At 64.5% G+C, this 18,166-nt stretch carries 21 protein-coding genes; 13 read left to right on the plus strand and 8 right to left on the minus strand.

Annotated features, from left to right (window positions below; genetic code table 11):
- The first annotated feature begins 27 nt into the window (after positions 1-27).
- The gene (gene arfB / locus QNO06_RS10350; protein WP_227911567.1) at positions 28-450 is read left to right on the plus strand and encodes an alternative ribosome rescue aminoacyl-tRNA hydrolase ArfB; all 423 of its coding nucleotides are present in this window, start codon (positions 28-30) and stop codon (positions 448-450) included.
- On the opposite strand, the gene QNO06_RS10355 is transcribed toward arfB, so the two are convergent.
- Positions 447-1,835 (minus strand): CoA transferase, encoded by a 1,389-nt coding sequence (locus tag QNO06_RS10355; protein WP_227911568.1) that lies wholly within the window; start codon positions 1,833-1,835, stop codon positions 447-449. The genes arfB and QNO06_RS10355 overlap by 4 nt on opposite strands.
- A gap of 181 nt (positions 1,836-2,016) precedes the next feature.
- Between QNO06_RS10355 and QNO06_RS10360 the strand changes: the two genes are divergently transcribed.
- The 8 genes from QNO06_RS10360 (at position 2,017) to QNO06_RS10395 (ending at position 7,928) form a co-directional block, all read left to right on the plus strand.
- Complete coding sequence (locus QNO06_RS10360; protein WP_227911569.1) at positions 2,017-2,382, plus strand: DUF6507 family protein; 366 nt, start codon at positions 2,017-2,019, stop codon at positions 2,380-2,382.
- A 53-nt stretch (positions 2,383-2,435) separates the two neighbouring features.
- A complete protein-coding gene (locus tag QNO06_RS10365; protein ID WP_284162454.1) occupies positions 2,436-4,160 on the plus strand; it encodes an alpha/beta hydrolase in 1,725 nt (574 codons plus the stop codon).
- A gap of 113 nt (positions 4,161-4,273) precedes the next feature.
- Positions 4,274-4,729, plus strand: a complete 456-nt coding sequence (locus QNO06_RS10370) for a hypothetical protein (protein ID WP_227911571.1) — start codon at positions 4,274-4,276, stop codon at positions 4,727-4,729.
- A gap of 115 nt (positions 4,730-4,844) precedes the next feature.
- Entirely contained in the window at positions 4,845-5,300 is a 456-nt protein-coding gene (locus tag QNO06_RS10375; protein ID WP_227911572.1) for a hypothetical protein, read from the plus strand.
- Positions 5,301-5,472: 172 nt separating this feature from the next.
- On the plus strand, positions 5,473-5,880 hold the full coding sequence (locus tag QNO06_RS10380; protein ID WP_227911573.1) for a hypothetical protein: 408 nt from the start codon (positions 5,473-5,475) through the stop codon (positions 5,878-5,880).
- Positions 5,881-5,995: 115 nt separating this feature from the next.
- Positions 5,996-6,451, plus strand: coding sequence for a hypothetical protein (locus tag QNO06_RS10385; RefSeq protein ID WP_227911574.1), 456 nt, complete (start codon positions 5,996-5,998; stop codon positions 6,449-6,451).
- Between the two features lie 79 nt (positions 6,452-6,530).
- Positions 6,531-7,364 (plus strand): SDR family oxidoreductase, encoded by an 834-nt coding sequence (locus QNO06_RS10390; protein WP_227911575.1) that lies wholly within the window; start codon positions 6,531-6,533, stop codon positions 7,362-7,364.
- Positions 7,365-7,370: 6 nt separating this feature from the next.
- On the plus strand, positions 7,371-7,928 hold the full coding sequence (locus QNO06_RS10395) for a DUF1697 domain-containing protein (RefSeq protein WP_227911576.1): 558 nt from the start codon (positions 7,371-7,373) through the stop codon (positions 7,926-7,928).
- Between the two features lie 16 nt (positions 7,929-7,944).
- Here QNO06_RS10395 and QNO06_RS17040 read toward each other — a convergent pair whose 3' ends face one another.
- Positions 7,945-8,274 carry a DivIVA domain-containing protein gene (locus tag QNO06_RS17040; RefSeq protein ID WP_442860137.1) on the minus strand — a complete coding sequence of 110 codons (330 nt, stop codon included), beginning with the start codon at positions 8,272-8,274 and terminating at the stop codon, positions 7,945-7,947.
- A gap of 335 nt (positions 8,275-8,609) precedes the next feature.
- On the opposite strand from QNO06_RS17040, the gene QNO06_RS10410 reads away from it, so the two are divergent.
- Positions 8,610-8,990 carry a serine/threonine protein phosphatase gene (locus QNO06_RS10410; protein ID WP_227911577.1) on the plus strand — a complete coding sequence of 127 codons (381 nt, stop codon included), beginning with the start codon at positions 8,610-8,612 and terminating at the stop codon, positions 8,988-8,990.
- Positions 8,991-9,071: 81 nt separating this feature from the next.
- Here the strand turns inward: QNO06_RS10410 and QNO06_RS10415 are convergent, their stop codons facing one another.
- Positions 9,072-10,220: an epoxide hydrolase family protein gene (locus QNO06_RS10415; RefSeq protein ID WP_227911598.1), complete on the minus strand. Its 1,149-nt coding sequence runs from the start codon at positions 10,218-10,220 to the stop codon at positions 9,072-9,074.
- An 80-nt stretch (positions 10,221-10,300) separates the two neighbouring features.
- Between QNO06_RS10415 and QNO06_RS10420 the strand changes: the two genes are divergently transcribed.
- Positions 10,301-10,867, plus strand: coding sequence for an MOSC domain-containing protein (locus QNO06_RS10420; protein WP_227911599.1), 567 nt, complete (start codon positions 10,301-10,303; stop codon positions 10,865-10,867).
- Positions 10,868-11,035: 168 nt separating this feature from the next.
- Here the strand turns inward: QNO06_RS10420 and nrdF are convergent, their stop codons facing one another.
- The 4 genes from nrdF to nrdH all read right to left on the minus strand — a co-directional run bounded on the left by nrdF (position 11,036) and on the right by nrdH (position 15,040).
- The gene (nrdF, locus tag QNO06_RS10425) at positions 11,036-12,010 is read right to left on the minus strand and encodes a class 1b ribonucleoside-diphosphate reductase subunit beta (protein WP_227911600.1); all 975 of its coding nucleotides are present in this window, start codon (positions 12,008-12,010) and stop codon (positions 11,036-11,038) included.
- Positions 12,011-12,062: 52 nt separating this feature from the next.
- Entirely contained in the window at positions 12,063-14,201 is a 2,139-nt protein-coding gene (gene nrdE, locus QNO06_RS10430) for a class 1b ribonucleoside-diphosphate reductase subunit alpha (protein WP_227911635.1), read from the minus strand.
- On the minus strand, positions 14,198-14,692 hold the full coding sequence (gene nrdI / locus QNO06_RS10435) for a class Ib ribonucleoside-diphosphate reductase assembly flavoprotein NrdI (RefSeq protein ID WP_227911636.1): 495 nt from the start codon (positions 14,690-14,692) through the stop codon (positions 14,198-14,200). Before nrdI ends, nrdE begins: the two co-directional genes overlap by 4 nt.
- Before the next feature lie 102 nt (positions 14,693-14,794).
- Positions 14,795-15,040: a glutaredoxin-like protein NrdH gene (gene nrdH, locus QNO06_RS10440; RefSeq protein ID WP_146361766.1), complete on the minus strand. Its 246-nt coding sequence runs from the start codon at positions 15,038-15,040 to the stop codon at positions 14,795-14,797.
- 431 nt (positions 15,041-15,471) lie between these two features.
- Between nrdH and QNO06_RS10445 the strand changes: the two genes are divergently transcribed.
- Positions 15,472-16,410, plus strand: coding sequence for a LysR family transcriptional regulator (locus QNO06_RS10445; protein WP_227911601.1), 939 nt, complete (start codon positions 15,472-15,474; stop codon positions 16,408-16,410).
- Between the two features lie 40 nt (positions 16,411-16,450).
- On the plus strand, positions 16,451-17,548 hold the full coding sequence (locus QNO06_RS10450) for an FUSC family protein (protein WP_227911602.1): 1,098 nt from the start codon (positions 16,451-16,453) through the stop codon (positions 17,546-17,548).
- Here the strand turns inward: QNO06_RS10450 and QNO06_RS10455 are convergent.
- The gene (locus QNO06_RS10455) at positions 17,523-18,077 is read right to left on the minus strand and encodes a TetR/AcrR family transcriptional regulator (RefSeq protein ID WP_227911603.1); all 555 of its coding nucleotides are present in this window, start codon (positions 18,075-18,077) and stop codon (positions 17,523-17,525) included. The genes QNO06_RS10450 and QNO06_RS10455 overlap by 26 nt on opposite strands.
- Positions 18,078-18,166: the final 89 nt, after the last annotated feature.

The raw sequence follows: 18,166 nt of genomic DNA on the forward strand, positions 1-18,166 counted from the left end.
GTCGTCCTTTCGTGGGACGCTGGTTATATGGACCTGGTCGTGTCGCCCGCGCTGACGATTCCCGCCGCGGAGCTTAACTGGCGGTTTTCCCGTTCCTCCGGGCCCGGGGGCCAGCACGTCAATACCTCGGACAGCCGCGTTGAGCTGTGGTGGAATGTTGCCGAGTCGGCGGTGCTGACGGAAGAGCAGCGCGGGATGCTGCTCCGGCGCCTGAAGAACCGGCTGGTTGCCGGCGTACTGACCGTGACGGCGTCGGAACAGCGCTCGCAGCTGCGCAACCGCGAGACGGCCCTGGCCAAACTCGCCGCCCTCGTCGCAGACGGTTTGGCACCCGCACCGCCCACGCGCCGCAAGACCAAGCCCACCCGGGGCTCGAATTACCGGCGCCTGGATGCCAAGAAACAGCGGTCAGCCACCAAGCAGCAGCGGCAGCGCCCGCCGCGGGACTAACGCAACGGCTGGTCCCAGGCCAGGTCCGCGCTGCCGTAGGGCGGCGGGACCCAGGGATACTCGAGCTGGACACCGCCGATCAGCAGCGGCGGCGGAACATAGGTCAACTCACCGTATGAGCTGGCTCCGCGGCGCAGGGCCGGTTCGGGCAGCGCCGATGCTTTGGTCCCGGGCGGCGGGCCGGGCAGGCGCCGCAGTTCCTGGGCGGTCCGGGCCAGCGACAGGTGCGCCGCACCGGCAATGCCGCGCGACCGTGCCGCGACCAGGGCGACGGCGGCGGCGGACATTCCCAGCCCGGTGGCGTAGTCCAGCGCCTGGACCGGCAGCGCGCCGGGCCGCCACGCGCCGTCGTTCCCCGTGCTGCCGTATAGGTGCGCAATGCCGGTGGCCGCCTGCACAATGCTGTCGAAGCCACGCCGCTCCGTCCACGGGCCCCGGTCGCCCCAGGCATCCAGGGAAACTAGGGCCAGGTGCGGATAGTCCGTCCGCAGCGAGACCGGGTCCAGGCCCAGCCGGGCCAAGGAGCCGCCGCGGTAGGCGGTGAGCACGACGTCGGCCTCCGCGAGCAGGGCGCGCAGCCGCGGCTGGACGTCCGGGTCGGCGAGGTCGGCCACCACGCTGCGCTTGGCGAACCCGGTGTCCACGTACTGGTCCGCCAGCTCCGGGAGCGCCGGAGGATCCACGCGCAGCACGTCGGCACCGAGGGCGCCCAGGATGCGGCTGCCGGAAGGGCCGGCGATGACCCGGGTCAGATCCAGCACCCGCAGGCCCGACAACAACCCGTCGCCGGCAGGCTTCGGGGCGGATCCGGGACGGGCATCTCGCAATTCCAACCGCAGCCATGGTTCAGCTGCCACGGCCTGGCCGGCCGCGGACGCACCCCATTGCTCCGGCGTCCGCACCGCCGTCGCCAGCCCGCCGCGGGCCGTCACGGCTTCCTCCACCTCCGCGGCTGTGCGGCTGCGTACGGCGTCGTCCACCTGTTCCGGCCGCTGCACGTCGAGGGCGGCACGCAGGGCGGCCTCGTGGTGGGGATAGTTGGCGTGCAGGCGGACCCAGCCGTCGGCGGTTCGGCGGAACCCGGACAGCGGCGCGAACCCCTGGATCGGCTTGTCGTTGATCCGCAGATGCGCAAACGAGGCAAACGCCGCCGCGACGCAGTCAGAAGTGAAACCGATGCCGGTACGTCGTCCGGTGGATTCCGCGTAGGAGGCCACTGCCGTGGCGAGCATCTGCACTGAGCCCAGTGCCAGCCCTTCAACATCCAGTGGCCCTGCCCACCACCAGCGCGGGCCGGTCCAGGGGGCGGTCCCCACGTTTTCGGCCAGCAACGGAGAAAGGCTTTGAACCAAGGGCGGGACGGGAATTTCCACAGAGGCGGCCATACCGGAATTATGCGCGTGGGAGCCGATTGCCGCCAGCAGTTGATATCCCGCGGGTATGGATCTCCATGGCTCGAATAATGCAGCCCCTTGTCATCCGGCCGGCATATCCCTATTCTCACTGAGTGTGCCGGAGGTAATCATTGCGGCCCGCTTTTAACGTTTAGTTCTGGGGGGGGACAGAATGAGCGACGCAATTGAATATGACATAGATGTTGCGGGCGTCCGCGGCACGCTCCGCGTGGTGCAGGGCCAGTTGGCGGATATCTCGGTTGCCGATATTCGTGCAGCTGCTAACGCGGTGGAAAATAGTCTTGGTGCCAGCAAAACCCTGTCAGCCTTCACCCGGTATGCCGATGAAGTGTTGGTTGGAGACTCCGAGGCAACCCTGACGCGCATCCGCAACGCCGTCGGCGGTGTGGACGCTGCCATGGCCGAATACGTCTCAGCCGACAACACCATGACGGATCAGGCCCGGCGGGCAGTCGTGGGCCTGCCGATGCGGGCCCCGGTTCAGCATGCCAGGCCCGGCCGGCTGGTTGCACAATGATGCTTGACGTGGATTTGAGCGGCACCGAGGGGCTTCCCGATCCGGAGGCTGTCATGGCCGCAGCATCTGGATTGGCCGGCGCCGGGGACACCTTTGCCACCGGCGTGGAGGATCTCCATGGCGGCTGGTCCGGAGGCATGGCCCAGTATTACAAAGCGCCTGAACAGGAACAGGTCTGCACCCTGTTGGGGCACCCGAAAGACACGGCCAAAGCGCTGCGGGACAGCACGGCGTCGGCGGCCCAGGCACTCAAGTCCTTCGCCGAAGGTGCCCTGGATATCGTTGCCCGGAGGGCCGCGCTGGTTGCTGAGTTGGAGAGCTACGGACAAACCGGCGGGCCGGCGTTCGACCCGACCACCGACCGGCCGGTATTCCAGCACCGGGCCAATGTCCTGGCAGACGATTACAGGGCACTCGATGACCGCTGCGTCAACGCGCTCAACGCCCTTCACCGAAACACCACAAGCACCTTCGCCTCCTACGGCCCACCGGATCCTGCTGCCGCGGTTAACGCAGCGACGGCTGTATACAACACGCTGACCCAAGGCAGAAGCACTGACCCCCAGCGGGATCTGACCCGGCTCTTGCGCAGCATGGACCTCATGACGCCCGAAGAGATTGCCGCTTTCAAAGCAGACAATCCCGGCTGGGCACTGGTCGCCGCCCCGGTGGGCCTGGACCCTTCGGCAAATAAGGACCTGTGGGCGTCCCTTAGGCACCCGGAAATTGTGATCGCCGCTTTGCCCCTGTTGGCAGGCAATTTGGAGGGCGTCCCCTATTCGGACAGGGCTAAAGGCAACCAGTTGGCATTGCAGGCAGCTGCCGCGCAGGACGGCCTGACGCAGGAGCAGGAAACCGCCTTTAAGAACCTCGCCGAGTCACTTGAATCACCCAGCCCTGAAACGAACGGGCAGCGGCACCTCCTTGCGTTTGACCCTTCGGTCATACCGCCGCTGGCAATGGTTTCCATCGGCAACGTGGATGAGGCCGATTATGTGACAGTGAATGTTCCCGGTATGGACGCCACCACCGAGCGGATGACGGACTGGACCGACGCTGCCCAGAGCCTTTACGACGCCCAGGAAAAGATCGATGGCAACTCCAGCCACGCAGTCATCGCGTGGATGAACTACACCACTCCGGACCTCTTTCCTTCTTCCGCAGACGTACTGCAGTCGGACCTGGCGAGGGCCGGCGGGGACCGCCTTGCCGCCAACCTAACCGGTATCCATACCGTTCTGGGTGACAATGCCTTCCTCACTGTCACCGCACACTCCTATGGGACGCCAACAACCGGGGACGGGCTGGAGAAAATCGATTTCCAGGTGGACGCGGTGGTTCTCTACGGTTCTGCGGGCATGGACACTGACGTCACCCGTGATGCCACCAGTATGCAGGTAGCGCAGGATCAGAACGGAAACCCGCAAGTCTTTGCCACGCAGGCGCGCGCAGACAACGTCGCTGGCAGGGGCATCTTGGGCAGCCAGTTGGTGGGCGACGGCCGGCTCGGTGCGACCAATCCGCTGTTTGGCGCAAAGGTCTTCAGTTCCGACGGCAACGAGCTGCTTGCGCCCACCGACGAGCACAGTGCTTACACCGGGCGGGAGAACCGACAAGACAGCCAAGGTTACCTCGACCCGGGAACGCAAAGCCTTCGGAGCATCGCAAGAATCACCATGGATCTGGGAGAGCAGGTTGACGTGAGGGACCCCATGCCCCTCGATTACCGTGAACATCATAAGGTGACGCACCCGCAGCTTTACGGGCCCCGATTTTGAGAATTGCAGAAAGATCCCCATTGACCCGCCGATTCCGCACTGCCGCGGCCGCCGCCGTACTGGCTGCTCTCGTGGCTATCTCCGCTTGTGCCACTACTCCCCAGGAGAAACCGATGATTTCCACTCCGTCCGACGGTCCGGCACCCCAGACCGCTCCCCTGGATCTCCTCAACCAGATGCTGGGCTTCACAGACGAGCTGGCTCGGCTCCAAGGCGGCCAATGGACGTACGAGAACGGCGTGGTTTTTGACCCTGCCCGCACCACCGGCTACCGGGGCACGCTCTCCTGCGGCGAGGACAGCAGCCGCCGATTCAGCGTCCTCATCTTCGGCCCAGGCGTCACCACCCCCGAGGACGCCACCGCAGCCGCCGCTAAACACCTCTCAGCGCAGGGCTTCGCCGAGACCAACAAGTTCGATGATCGGATTGATAGGGAACGCTACGTCATCCAGACGCTGAGCCATCCAGACGGCACCACAATTGTTTACGAGGCCGGCACGGACAAGAGCTCCATAGACGTGCACAGTGCCTGCTCCAGCCATCCCGGCATGGCAGAACGCACGCCCTGATCCGATGCTGCGAAGGGTCCCTCATGCTCGCTTGACCGCTCGGTGCGGACTTGTAGTCCTGTGCTTATCGGTGCCGACTCTGTCGGCCTGTGCCGCTACTCCTCAGGAGAAACCGATGATTTCCACTCCATCCGACGGTCCGGCACCCCAGACCGCTCCCCTGGATCTGCTCAACCAGATGCTGGGCTTCACAGACGAGCTGGCTCGGCTCCAAGGCGGCCAATGGACGTACGAGAACGGCGTGGTTTTTGACCCTGCCCGCACCACCGGCTACCGGGGCACGCTCTCCTGCGGCGAGGACAGCAGCCGCCGATTCAGCGTTCACATCTTCGGCCCCGGCGTCTCCAGCCCAGAGGACGCAACGACGGACGCGGCGGATTACTTCGCAGAGCAAGGGTTCGTCGAGACAAACAAATTCGATGATCAGATTGACGAAGACCAGTACGTGATCCAGACGCTTACCCACCAGGACGGTACATCAGTGGTCTACACCGCCGGCACGGACAAGAGTTCCATCAATGTGCGCAGTGCCTGCTCAAGCCATCCCGGCATGGCAGAACGCACGCCCTGATATGTTGAGGGCCCGCAGAGCCGGCAGTTCCTCGGGGGCATGCGCCGCTGTTCTATCCGGACTGCTACTGTCCGGGTGCACCACAGCCACGGAAGGAAGCAACGTCGCTACTCCTCGGGAGAAACCAGTGATTTCCACTCCGTCCGGTGGTCCGGCACCACAGACAGATCCCATGGATCTCCTCAACCAGATGCTCGGCCTCACGGACGAGTTCGCCCAGCTCCACGGCGGCCAGTGGACCTACGGGAACGATACGGTCTTCGACCCAGCCGATACCTCGGGGTTCCGGGGCATGATGTCCTGCGGCGACGACAGCCGCCGGTTCAGCGTCCTGATCTTCGGTCCTGGCGTATCCAGCCCGGAGGACGCAACGACGGCGGCGGCGGAGCACTTTGCAGAGCAAGGCTTTACCGAGACCAACAAGTTCGAGAGCTCAGCCAAGGGCAACCGGTACCTGATGCAGACCCTCACCGATAGCGAGGGCAACTCCGTGGTGTACCAGGCAGGCACCAAACGTAGTTCCATAGACGTACACAGTGCCTGCTCCAGCCATCCCGGCATGGCAGAAACCTTCCCCTGAGCCGATGCTGCGTAGGGTCCCCCATGCTCGCCTCACCGCTCGGTGCGGACTTTTAGTCCTGTGCCTATCGGTGCCGACTCTTTCGGCCTGTGCCGCTACTCCTCAGGAGAAACCGATGATTTCCACTCCGTCCGGCGGTCCTGCACCCCAGACCGCTCCCCTGGATCTGCTCAAGCAGATGCTGGGCTTCACAGACGAGCTGGCCCGGCTTCAAGGCGGCGAATGGACCTACGAGAACGGCGTGGTTTTTGACCCTGCCCGCACCACCGGCTACCGGGGCACGCTCTCCTGCGGTGATGACAACAGCCGCCGGTTCAGCGTCCTGATCTTCGGTCCTGGCGTATCCAGCCCGGAGGACGCAACGACGGCTGCGGCGCAGCACTTCGCAAAGCAAGGCTTCACCGAGACCAACAAGTTCGAGAGCTCAGCCAAGGGCAACCGGTACCTGATGCAGACCCTCTCCGATAGCGAAGGCAACTCCGTTGTGTACCAGGCGGGCACCAAACGCAGTTCCATAGATGTCGAAAGCTCCTGCTCCAGCCATCCCGGCATGGCAGAACGCACGCCCTAGGGGTGTGGACGGGCAGGGTCTACGCTAGGCAACGGGGGATCCCGCCCTCATCAGCAGCAGTTGCAGGCAGAGGAGCATCATGGCAGCGGACGTACTGGTAGTCATCGGCATGGGCGGCATGGGACAGGCCGTGCTGCGGCGGGTCGGCGCCGGAAAGAAGGTGCTGCTGGCCGACTTCAACGAGGACCTGCTCGAAAGCGTGATGATCAGCGCCGTCGGCGACGGATACGACGTCGTATCCGCACAGGTGGATGTCTCGTCCCGCGAGTCGGTCCAGGCATTGGCCGCCACCGCCCGGGAACTGGGCAACGTAACGGGCGTGGTGCACACCGCCGGCCTTTCCCCGGTCCAGGCGCCGGTCGAGGCCATCTGGAAGGTGGACCTGTTTGGGGTGGCCGTGGTGCTGGAGGAATTCGAAAAAGTCATAGCCCCGGGCGGGGCCGGCGTCGTTATCGCCAGCATGGCCGCCTTCCTGGGCGGCGGCGGCATTCCCGCCGATGTGCTGGCCAGCCTGGCCGCCGTACCGGCCGATGACCTCCTGCTGATTCCCTACGTGGCCGGGATCGACCATCCCGGGGCCGCCTACAGTGTGGCCAAGCGCGCCAACCAGGTCCGGGTGCAGGCGGCCAGCCTGCGCTGGGGTGCCCGCGGCGCCCGGGTCAACAGCATCAGCCCCGGGGTGATTTCCACGCCCATGGGCCAGCAGGAACTGGCCGGGGAATCCGGCACGCAGATGCGGGCGATGATTGAGGGTTCGGGCACCAAGCGGGTGGGCACACCGGCGGACATCGCCAACGCCGCCGCGTTCCTGCTGGGCAGCGACTCCAGTTTCATCACCGGCACGGACCTGCTGGTCGACGGCGGCGTGGTGGCCGCCGTCGACACCGGTACCCGCAGCCGCGTGGCGGGCTGACGGGCCGTGGAGCCGTACTTGGTCCTGCTGCGCGGCATCAACGTGGGCGGCCGCAACAAGGTGCCCATGAAGGCACTGCGTGAGCACCTGACGGACCGGGGATACCAGGACGTCTCCACGTACATTGCCAGCGGGAACGTCCTGCTGCGCTCCGACGCTCCCCCGGAGACCATAGGCCCGGAGATGGAAGCCGTCCTCGTGGAGAATTTCGACCTCGACGATGACCTGGTCAGGGTCCTGGTCCTGAGCCGCGCCCAGCTGCAGGACGTCATCGAGCAGAAACCGGAAAGCTTCGGGGAGCAGCCGGACACGTACCACTCCGACGCGATCTTCCTTATGGGCATCGACGCGGAAACGGCCCTGCCGGTGTTCCGCCCCCGGGAGGGCGTGGACACGGTGTGGCCGGGCCAGGGTGTCGTCTACTCGCAGCGGCTCAGTGCCGAGCGCACCAAGAGCCGGCTAAGCGCCATCATGGCCTCCCCGTTGTACAAGTCCATGACCATCCGCAGCTGGAGCACCACCATGAACCTGTGGGACCGCTTCCCGGACCGGGAGGCACCCTAGCCCGCGTGTCCCGCGCCTATCCCCCCTGCCGCAGACGCACCACCAGCTTGTCCAGGAAGTCATCCACCTCGTTCTGTGAGTATCCCTCGCGGAACTGCGTTGGGGCGAACTTCTGATTCACAACCTGCTCCGGAGTCAGCAGCGGCCCGGCAATCCCGGCAGGTCCGGCCTGCGAAAGCTGAAGAGGGTCGCCTTCAAGCCGCCTGAGTTCCTGGACGGCCCGGTCCAGGAACGCATCCACCTGGTCCTGGTCATACCCGGCCCGGAATTTTGTGGGCTGGAACCGTTTGAGCACAACGTCTTCGGCGGAGAGGACGGAATTCTCGGTTGAGACCGTTTTGAGCACTACCGGGGCACCGTTTCGTCCAGGTGCAGGAATCGTTCCGGACACAGCAATTCCGCCGGGTGTCCCGGTTTTTCCGGGTGCGCCGGGTTGCGTGCCTTTCGACTTGAATACCCTTATCAGCACAAAAATCAGCAGTGCGGCAATCAGCGCTCCCCCAATAACCAACAATCCGCCGTTGTCATTATTGTTCTCGGCCAATGCGGACATATTTTCAAAAGGCATGCGGCTCCGGCTTTCACTAGGGTATTTATCCGCGGCAATCGTAATGGCTAAAGGATTCCTTTCGCGGACGCGACACAGGCCCGGGCGACGGATTCGGTTGTAGGCTTCCTGCCATGACCGGCCCCTTGCCTCCCGAGAACACCTTTGACCACCGCCGCTCGCACGACGGCGAGCACGTTGGATACATCCATCTGGCCGACGACGGCGGCTTCGTCCCGTTCGACCTGCTGCACCGCCAGTGCGGGGAAGCCATGGAACTGGACGAGGCAGAGAATTTGCTGGATGAACTGGGCCTGCGGATGTTCACGGAGGACTGGTGGCTCGACGTCGACGGCGGCCGGATGCCCGTCCTCATCCAGGAGGTGCGGCGCGGCTCGGTGCGGGTGGCCCCCACCACGGAAGGAGCCATTGCGAAGTCAGCGGACCTGCGGAGGTCCGTTGACCTCCCGCTGCCCACGGACCGGCTGCACACAACGGAGTTTCCCGGCCAGTAGCCCGGCACGGCCGGAAGGCCGAGAAACAGAACGGGCAGGGGCCGGAAGCGGCACGCCCCCCCCCCCCCCCCCCCCCGGGCGCTACATCAGGCTGAAGCCGTGCCGCAGCTCCTCCACGTAGAGGGCAGGCACTTCGAGCATGGGGAAATGCCCGCCGTGTCCGGCCAGCCGGTAAGACCGCAGGTCGGTGAAACGGTGTGCCGCCCAGGGGCGCGGTATTTTTTCGATATCGGCAGGGAAAACCGTCACGGCAGAGGGAACGTTTACCGGCCCTGAATCGTCCGGAGGGAAATTCTCCCAATAGAACCTGGCCGAGGACCCCGCCGTTGCCGATAACCAATAAAAGCTGACGGTATCCAGCATCCGGTTCCGGCTGATGGCGGCTGCCGGGTCCCCGCCGTGATCCGTCCAGGCCCAGAATTTGTCGAGCAACCAGGCCAGCTGTCCCACCGGGGAGTCGGTCAGTGCGTAAGCCAAAGCCTGCGGGCGGGTGGATTGCTGGAGGGAGTAGCCGCTGCCGGTACGGCGGAACTCCTGCAGTTCGGCCACCCACTGCCGTTCCAGCGGACTGAGCCGTCCGTAGCCATCCGGTTCCGGCGGGTCCACCACGTAGGGGGTAAAAGTGTGCAGCCCGGCAACCAGGTCCGGATAACGCCGGCCCAGCGAGGCGGTTACCCGGCCGCCCCAGTCTCCCCCGGCGGCGAAGAACCGGACATAACCCAGGCGGCTCATCAGTTCCACCCAGGCATCTGCTGTCCGGTCCACGTTCCATCCAGAAGACGCTGGCTTGCCGCCGAAGCCATAGCCGGGCAGCGACGGCGCCACGACGTGGAACGCCGGCATGGCCGGGTCCGGCGGGTTTGCCAGTACATCCATCACCTCCAGCGGCTCAACCAGTGATCCGGGCCATCCGTGCGTGAGCACCAGCGGACGGGCGTCGGGGCGGGACGAGCGTATGTGCAGAAAGTGGATGTCCAATCCGCCGACGGCGGCGAGTGACTGCCCGTGAGCGTTGAGCCGGTCCTCCAGTTGCCGCCAGGCGTGGTCCGGCCACGCCGCCGTCAACGCCTGGACGTAATCCACCGGCGGTCCCTGCGGCCAGCCGGCGTGCCCAAAGGATTTACCGGCTGTCTCCGGCTCCGGCCACCGTGTACGTCCCAACCTGTCCCGAAGGTCCGCCAGGGCTTCATCGGGCACATGGAGTTTAAAGGCGCGCACGGCATCGGACATTGCTTTCTCCCTCGGCTGACCGGTCTCCGGAGGCACAGCTTAGTACCAAGGCTGTGTCCGGTGCGGGTTAGCGTGGAGGCATGACCTACGAGTACGACGTCGAGATCCTGCACCTGCTGGTTTCAGGCGCACACGCCTATTTCGGCCGGGCAAAGGACGGCCCCGCCGACGTCGCCACCTCCGATGCCGGGCAGGTGGAAGTGGTGGCCGGGAAGGGAATCGTGGGAGACCGGTTTTTCGGCAAGGCCGCCCACATGGATGCCGCTGTGACCCTCTTCGCCGCCGAGTCGCTGGAGGCCATCGCCGCGGACCTCGGTGCCGGGCCCTTCGATCCGCTGCTGACGCGGCGCAACGTGGTGCTGCGCGGTGCGGAGCTGGTGCCCCTGATCGGCCAGGACTTCACCCTGCGGACCACGGGCGGCAGCGTGGAGTTCCACGGAGGCCGGCACGCCCACCCCTGCGCCTGGATGGACACCGTCCTGGCACCCGGGGCGCACAAGGCCATGCGCGGCCGCGGGGGCCTGCGCTGCCGGCCCCTGACCAGCGGCGTGCTGCAGCGCGGACCGGCGGTGCTGATCAGTCCGGTCCCGCTGGATCCTGCCCGGGCCGGGCACCCCACGCTGCTGCGCCCCGGCCGCCTCCCCTGATCCCCCCCCCCTGCATGGGCAGCTCTCCCCAGGGACGCGGCCCGAGGCATCCACTGTCGTCCATACGCAATCGGTGCGGTGCAGGAGCGGGAAACGGCCGTTAAACCAAAGCCGCCGCAACGGACCGTGTAGGTCCGCCGCGGCGGCAGTGCTGGTTCAGCTAAGGAACTAGAAGTCCCAGTCGTCGTCTTCCGTGTTCACGGCCTTGCCGATCACGTAGGAGGAACCAGACCCGGAGAAGAAGTCATGGTTCTCGTCTGCGTTCGGGGACAGGGCCGAGAGGATTGCCGGGTTCACGTCCGTCAGGGTGGACGGGAACATGGCTTCGTAGCCCAGGTTCATCAGCGCCTTGTTGGCGTTGTAGTGCAGGAACTTCTTGACGTCCTCGGCCAGGCCGACGCCGTCGTACAGGTCGTGCGTGTACTGGACTTCGTTTTCGTACAGCTCAAAGAGCAGCTCGTACGTGTAGTCCTTCAGCTCCTGGCGGCGTTCCTCCGGCAGGGTCTCCAGACCGCGCTGGAACTTGTAGCCGATGTAGTAGCCGTGCACGGCCTCGTCGCGGATGATCAGGCGGATCAGGTCGGCCGTGTTTGTCAGCTTGGCCCGGGAGGACCAGTACATCGGCAGGTAGAAGCCGGAGTAGAACAGGAAGGACTCCAGCAGGGTGGAGGCGATCTTGCGCTTCAGGGGATCATCGCCGCGGTAGTACTGGGTGACGATCTGCGCCTTCCGCTGCAGGTTCTCGTTCTCCGTGGACCAGCGGAACGCCTCGTCAATCTCCTTGGTGGAAGCCAGGGTGGAGAAAATCGAGGAGTAGCTCTTGGCGTGCACGGACTCCATGAACGCAATGTTCGTGTAGACCGCTTCCTCGTGCGGGGTTAGCGCATCGGGGATCAGCGAGACGGCACCAACGGTGGCCTGCATGGTGTCCAGCAGGGTCAGGCCCGTGAAGACGCGCATGGTCAGCTGCTGCTCTTCGGGTGTGAGCGTGGCCCAGGACTGGACGTCGTTGGACAGCGGCACCTTCTCCGGCAGCCAGAAGTTGTTGACCAGGCGGTTCCAGACTTCTACGTCCTTTTCGTCCTGGATGCGGTTCCAGTTGATCGCCTGCACGTGGTCGATCAGCTTCAGCTTCTCGGTCATGAATTAATCCTTGTCTTCAAAGTTCCGGGGAGGGTGTGCAGCGGGCAGTGCCTTACAGCATGCAGGAAACGCAGCCCTCAACCTCGGTGCCTTCCAGCGCGAGCTGGCGCAGGCGGATGTAGTAGATGGTCTTGATGCCCTTGCGCCAGGCGTAGATCTGCGCCTTGTTGATGTCGCGGGTGGTGGCAGTGTCCTTGAAGAACAGCGTCAGGGACAGGCCCTGGTCCACGTGCTGCGTGGCAGCGGCGTAGGTGTCGATGATCTTCTCGTAGCCGATTTCGTACGCATCCTGGTAGTACTCCAGGTTGTCGTTGGTCAGGTACGGAGCCGGGTAGTAGACGCGCCCGAGCTTGCCTTCCTTGCGGATCTCAATCTTCGCGGCCACCGGGTGGATCGAGGAGGTGGAGTTGTTGATGTAGGAGATCGAGCCGGTGGGCGGGACAGCCTGCAGGTTCTGGTTGTAGATGCCGTGCTCCATCACCGACGCCTTCAGCGCCGCCCAGTCGGCCTGGGTGGGGATGTGCACGTTCGCAAACAGTTCACGCACACGCTCGGTCTGCGGCAGCCATTCCTGGTTGACGTACTTGTCGAAGTACTCCCCCGAGGCGTACTTGGAACGCTCGAAGCCGGCGAACTTGCGGCCGGTTTCAATGGCCAGCAGGTTCGACGCCCGCACGGCGTGGTATACCACCGTGTAGAAGTAGATGTTCGTGAAGTCGATGCCCTCTTCAGAGCCGTAGTGGACCCGTTCGCGCGCCAGGTAGCCGTGCAGGTTCATCTGGCCCAGGCCGATGGCGTGCGACTGGTCATTGCCCTTGGCGATGGACGGCACGGAACCGATGTGGCTCATGTCCGATACAGCGGTCAGGGCGCGGATGGACGTTTCGATGGTCCGGCCGAAGTCGGGGGAATCCATGGTCTTGGCAATGTTCAGCGAGCCGAGGTTGCAGGAAATGTCCTTGCCGGTCTCGTCATAGGAGAGGTCATCGTTGTACGTGGTGGGCTGGGAGACCTGGAGGATCTCGGAGCACAGGTTGGACATGATGATCTTGCCGTCGATCGGGTTGGCCCGGTTCACCGTGTCTTCGAACATGATGTACGGGTAGCCGGACTCGAACTGGATCTCGGCGAGGGTCTGGAAGAACTCGCGGGCACGGATCTTGGTCTTCTTGATCCGGGCGTCGTCCACCATCTCGTAGTACTTCTCGGTGACCGAGATGTCGGAGAAGGGCATGCCGTAAACCTTCTCGACGTCGTACGGGGAGAACAGGTACATGTCCTCGTCGCGCTTGGCCAGGTCGAAGGTGATGTCCGGGACCACGACGCCGAGCGAGAGGGTCTTGATGCGGATCTTCTCGTCCGCGTTTTCACGCTTGGTGTCCAGGAACTTGTTGATGTCCGGGTGGTGGGCGTGCAGGTACACGGCGCCGGCGCCCTGGCGGGCACCGAGCTGGTTCGCGTAGGAGAAGCTGTCTTCGAGGAGCTTCATTACGGGGATGACGCCGGAGGACTGGTTCTCGATCTGCTTGATCGGCGCGCCGACCTCGCGGATGTTGGTCAGTGCGAAGGCTACGCCGCCGCCGCGCTTGGAGAGCTGGAGTGCGGAGTTGATGGACCGGCCGATCGACTCCATGTTGTCTTCGATGCGCAGCAGGAAGCAGGAGACCAGCTCGCCGCGCTGGGCCTTGCCGGCGTTGAGGAAGGTGGGGGTGGCCGGCTGGAAGCGGCCCTCGATGATTTCATCCACCATCTGGATGGCCAGCTGCTCGTCGCCGCGGGCCAGGTGCAGGGCAACCATGCACACGCGGTCTTCGTAGCGCTCCAGGTACCGCTTGCCGTCGAAGGTCTTCAGCGTGTACGAGGTGTAGAACTTGAAGGCGCCAAGGAAGGTCTCAAAGCGGAACTTCTTCTTGTAGGCCCGCTGGTACAGGTCCTTGATGAAGTTCATGGAGTACTGGTCGAGGGTTTCCCGCTCGTAGTAGTCGTTCTTCACCAGGTATTCGAGCTTCTCTTCCAGGTCATGGAAGAACACCGTGTTGTTGTTAACGTGCTCAAGGAAGTACTGGCGCGCAGCAGCGCGGTCGGCGTCGAACTGGATCTCGCCGTTCTTGCCGTACAGGTTCAGCATGGCGTTGAGCTCGTGATAGCCCAACCCCTTATAAGCCTCCGGGAGCTCCTTGGAGTCCGTCATGCCGGCTTCTGCGACTGATGTGTCCAAAACTTTTCCAATCCTTCGTTAACCTTGGCAACGTCCTCGGACGTGCCCATGAGTTCAAATCGATACAGCACAGGGACCTTGCACTTCACGGCGATGATGTCCGCCGCGAGGCAGTAGGAGTCCCCGAAGTTGGTGTTGCCCGCCCCGATCACGCCCCGGATCAGGGACCGGTTGTCTTCGTTGTTCAAGAACTTGATGACCTGTTTGGGAACCGCCCCCTTTGCCGCGGCCCCGGGCTGGGCTGCGGTTCCTCCGTAAGTGGGGAGCAGCAGCACATAGGGACGGCGGGCCAGCAGGGTGGGCTGGCCGGTGTGGAGCGGGAGCTGGGCCGCAGGGATCCCGAGCTTTTGCACAAAGCGGCGGGTGTACCCGGAAGCCGAAGAGAAATAGATCAGGGACGCATCCGTTTCCGGTTGCCTCTCCCCTGCGGATGCCGATGCCGGATAGCCGGCCTGGTCTGCCATCCCCAGTGTCATGGTTGCTGCGCTCCTGACGGTTCTGCGCGGGTGGTGCGTGGCCGGAAGCGGTGCGCGAAAACCGCACCCCTGTCCTGCCCGGGGGCAGTCCTAGGCGACGGAGGAAACCTGCGCCTGGGCCAGCTCTTCGATCTTGTCGGGCCGGAAGCCGGACCAGGAGTCCTGTTCGGTGACGACAACGGGTGCCTGCATGTAGCCCATGGCACGGACGCGCTCGAGGGCCTCGGGGTCCTGCGACATGTCCACGCTCTGGTACACAATGCCTTTCTTGTCCAAGGCACGGTAAGTGGCGTTGCACTGTACGCAGGCGGGCTTGGTGTAAACCGTAACGGTCATGGCGTGGTCTCCCCTAGTGAAGCGTGAAGTCTGTTTACTGAAGCGTGTTTGCAGGCTCTGCGAAAGCTTGCTGTGAAGCTGTGTTGAAGCTTTGGTGAAGCTCGAAGTCTGTTCCTAGATACTACATCCAGTCACATGCCCAGACACTACATCTAGTGCGCCCCCAGAGGCGGAACCCCTACATGATGTATTACAAGTATGTCATTACAGAGGGTCTCCGTCCACAGTTTTTGCACAGGGAACAGCGCAGTAATTCCGGGGATTTCCGCGCCCGGGAGCCGGTTCTCCACAGCCTGTGCAGAACCTGCCCGGGCGTGTGACGAGACAGGCAAGATTCATGCGTGTCGCGTACCGTGGGCGTGTCGGGCCTAGTACCCCCGGACACTAGATATTGTGGTCGACGCCGCCGGGCTGAGAAGGAGGACGCTGAGATGGTGAATCCGGTCCATTTAAAGACCTTGCTGGAGGTCATCCGCACCGGGTCCTTCGCTGCCGCCGCACTGCGGCTGGGATACACGGCATCTGCGGTATCGCAGCAGATGTCCGCTCTCGAAAAGGACACCGGCGCACTGCTCTTCGAGCGTTCGGCGCGGACCGCCTCCCCCACGGAAGCCGCCGTCGTTATGGCCCGCCATGCGGTGAAGGTGCTGACGGACATGGACGCCCTCATTGCCGCCGCGGCACGGACCGGCAGCACCCGGGGGCACGAACTGCGCTTGGGTATCTTCCCCAGCCTGGCCACCTTCGCCCTGCCCGAGATGATGGCCTCGCCCGAATGGCAGAACCTGGGCATCGACCTGAAACTGTCCGTGGCGGAACCCGCACAGACCATCCAGGGGCTGCGCAGCGGCGGGGACCTCGACGTCGCGCTGGTTTACCAGGTGGGCCAGGGCGGGCTGGCCTGGCCCTCCACCGTCAGCCGGCGCTGGCTGGGCGACGACGACTTCCGGGTGGTGCTGCCCGAATCCTGGGGCATCCGCAGCGGTTCGGAGGTCACCGCGGAGCAGCTGGCCGGCATGCCGTGGATCATGCACCACCCGGGCACCCCGGATGCGCTGGTGATCGAGCGGCTCTTTGCCAGCTGCAGCCTGCACCCGCAGGTGGCGGCCTGGTGCGATGACTTCAACGCGAGCCTGGCCATGGCCGCCGCGGGCCTGGGCGCGGCGCTGGTGCCGGAGCTGGCCATGCTGAACCGGCCGGCCGGCACGGTGGTGCTGGACGTTCCCGAAATCCGCCTTGCACGCAGCATCTTCGCGCTGCTGATCCACGAGCAGAACGTCCAGGTCCGGCTTTTCCTGGACCGGCTGGCGGACATACTGGGCCGGCGGAGCATTGTGCCGATGCCCACATCCGGGCCGGAGCAGGCCTGAAAAATCGTCGTCCGGGCCGTGCCCGCGCAATACTGGCGGAATGACCACCGGTGAAAAAATCCTCCCCAAACGGTCACTGACTGCCGTTACCAACCGTGTGACCGGAGTCCTGCGCTACACCCGCTTCCAGCTTGCCTTCAAGGCGACGCTCGCTGTCGGCATTGCCTGGACTATTGCCCCCCACGTCCCAGGGGTAGCTTCGCAGTACCCGTACTACGCGCCCCTCGGCGCCATCATCAGCATGTACCCCACCGTGTCCGGGTCATTCCGCACCGGCATGGAGACGCTGGCGGGTCTGGTGACCGGAATGCTCCTGGCACTCGGAGCCCTATTGATCGGCACACCGAACGTGTGGACCATCTCCGTGATTGTCGGCATCGGCGTGCTCCTTGGCGGATTGTCGTTCCTCGGTGCCTCCGGGCGCGAATACGTGCCGATGGCCGCACTGTTTGTCCTGGTCCTGGGCGGTGATGATCCCGATGGGTACTCCTTCGGCTACGGCGTGCAGATGCTGGTGGGGGTGGTGGTTGGACTGGCGGTCAACGCCCTGATTTTCCCGCCGCTGCACCTGAACGGCGCCGTTAACGGGCTGGTGACCCTAAGAAAATCGCTGGCGCGCCAGCTTCGGGACATGGGCCGGGCGCTGGAGGAGACCTGGCCGCCCGAACATGATGACTGGGCCCAGCGGGAAAACGAGCTCGATGCCCTGACCCGGGAGGTCCGTGAGGCCGTGGAGCTCGCCGACAACAGCAGGCACGGGAATATCCGCCGCCGCAAATACCGGCGTGACATCAGCGCTGACTACCGTGCCCTGCGGGCCATGGAACGTGCCACCAGGCATGTGAAGGACATGACCGAAGTACTCACCGACGCGATCTGGCGCAACCCGGAGCATGTCGCCGTCCCTGCATCCCTGATCGCTCCTTTGGCCGACGCCGTGAATGCGTGCGGCGAGGCGGTGGAGGTCTGGGATCCGCAGAGCGAGGAGCACTCGGCGGCAACGGAGGCTCTGGTGGACCTGGTACGCCTGGTCAACACCACTGCCTCAGCCGATAGCCCCGTGGACTCGACAGCGGCGCTGGCCATGGACCTGCGCCGCATCCTGCGGATCATCACCGCGGAGACGGACGACGCCTGACTTGCCCGAACGGGGCGAGGACAGCACGCAGGATGCGGTGTAAATCCTCGTCGGCGGCTGGACGGTGATAGGTCAGCTCCCACATGCCTACTCCATAGAAGGCCAGGTGCGCAGCGGTTTCCCGATCATCGTCCACTGACACTTCCCCCCGCTCAAGGCCGGCCGCAAAAAGCCGGTGAAAGGCGGCGAGGGTCCTGACCGAGAGCTGCTCGACCGTGCCTGCCAGATCAGCGGATTGCTGGCCGATCGCTGCGAACAGTGCACGTCCTTCCGGCCGGGCAGCGTTTTCGCGCATTGCCTCCATAAGCCGAAACAGATCCTCGTACAGGCTTTCCGTGGGCAGGATGGAGTCATACTTCTCAAGCAGCGGCTCCACGACATAGGCGAGAAGGGCCGCCTTGGACGGCCACCGGCGGTAGAGGGTGGTCCGGTTCACTCCCGCGGCGCGCGCCACGCGTTCCATAGTGAGGTCAGCGAAGCCGGTCTTGGCCAGTTCCTCGAGGGTCGCAGCCCGAACACTCTCGATCACGTGCACGCTTCGCGGACCGGTTTGTGTGCCTGCCGTCCGCCGTGCTGGCCTCTGCATCCACCCACCGTACCAGCGCCTGCCTGCCGTGC

It is taken from the genome of Arthrobacter sp. zg-Y20 (assembly GCF_030142075.1).
In the GTDB taxonomy this organism is placed as follows: Bacteria; Actinomycetota; Actinomycetes; order Actinomycetales; family Micrococcaceae; genus Arthrobacter_B.

Bases quoted from the DNA above. Each gene is read 5' to 3' on its own strand.
- QNO06_RS10415 (WP_227911598.1), bottom strand. From the start codon at position 10,220: ATGTCCGATGCCGTGCGCGCCTTTAAACTCCATGTGCCCGATGAAGCC.
- nrdI (WP_227911636.1), bottom strand. From the start codon at position 14,692: ATGGCAGACCAGGCCGGCTATCCGGCATCGGCATCCGCAGGGGAGAGG.
- nrdH (WP_146361766.1), bottom strand. From the start codon at position 15,040: ATGACCGTTACGGTTTACACCAAGCCCGCCTGCGTACAGTGCAACGCC.
- QNO06_RS10445 (WP_227911601.1), top strand. From the start codon at position 15,472: ATGGTGAATCCGGTCCATTTAAAGACCTTGCTGGAGGTCATCCGCACC.
- arfB (WP_227911567.1), top strand. From the start codon at position 28: ATGGACCTGGTCGTGTCGCCCGCGCTGACGATTCCCGCCGCGGAGCTT.
- QNO06_RS10450 (WP_227911602.1), top strand. From the start codon at position 16,451: ATGACCACCGGTGAAAAAATCCTCCCCAAACGGTCACTGACTGCCGTT.
- QNO06_RS10375 (WP_227911572.1), top strand. From the start codon at position 4,845: ATGATTTCCACTCCATCCGACGGTCCGGCACCCCAGACCGCTCCCCTG.
- nrdE (WP_227911635.1), bottom strand. From the start codon at position 14,201: ATGACGGACTCCAAGGAGCTCCCGGAGGCTTATAAGGGGTTGGGCTAT.
- QNO06_RS10420 (WP_227911599.1), top strand. From the start codon at position 10,301: ATGACCTACGAGTACGACGTCGAGATCCTGCACCTGCTGGTTTCAGGC.
- QNO06_RS10365 (WP_284162454.1), top strand. From the start codon at position 2,436: ATGGCCGCAGCATCTGGATTGGCCGGCGCCGGGGACACCTTTGCCACC.
- QNO06_RS10370 (WP_227911571.1), top strand. From the start codon at position 4,274: ATGATTTCCACTCCGTCCGACGGTCCGGCACCCCAGACCGCTCCCCTG.
- nrdF (WP_227911600.1), bottom strand. From the start codon at position 12,010: ATGACCGAGAAGCTGAAGCTGATCGACCACGTGCAGGCGATCAACTGG.
- QNO06_RS10390 (WP_227911575.1), top strand. From the start codon at position 6,531: ATGGCAGCGGACGTACTGGTAGTCATCGGCATGGGCGGCATGGGACAG.
- QNO06_RS10360 (WP_227911569.1), top strand. From the start codon at position 2,017: ATGAGCGACGCAATTGAATATGACATAGATGTTGCGGGCGTCCGCGGC.
- QNO06_RS10385 (WP_227911574.1), top strand. From the start codon at position 5,996: ATGATTTCCACTCCGTCCGGCGGTCCTGCACCCCAGACCGCTCCCCTG.
- QNO06_RS10355 (WP_227911568.1), bottom strand. From the start codon at position 1,835: ATGGCCGCCTCTGTGGAAATTCCCGTCCCGCCCTTGGTTCAAAGCCTT.
- QNO06_RS10410 (WP_227911577.1), top strand. From the start codon at position 8,610: ATGACCGGCCCCTTGCCTCCCGAGAACACCTTTGACCACCGCCGCTCG.
- QNO06_RS10380 (WP_227911573.1), top strand. From the start codon at position 5,473: ATGGATCTCCTCAACCAGATGCTCGGCCTCACGGACGAGTTCGCCCAG.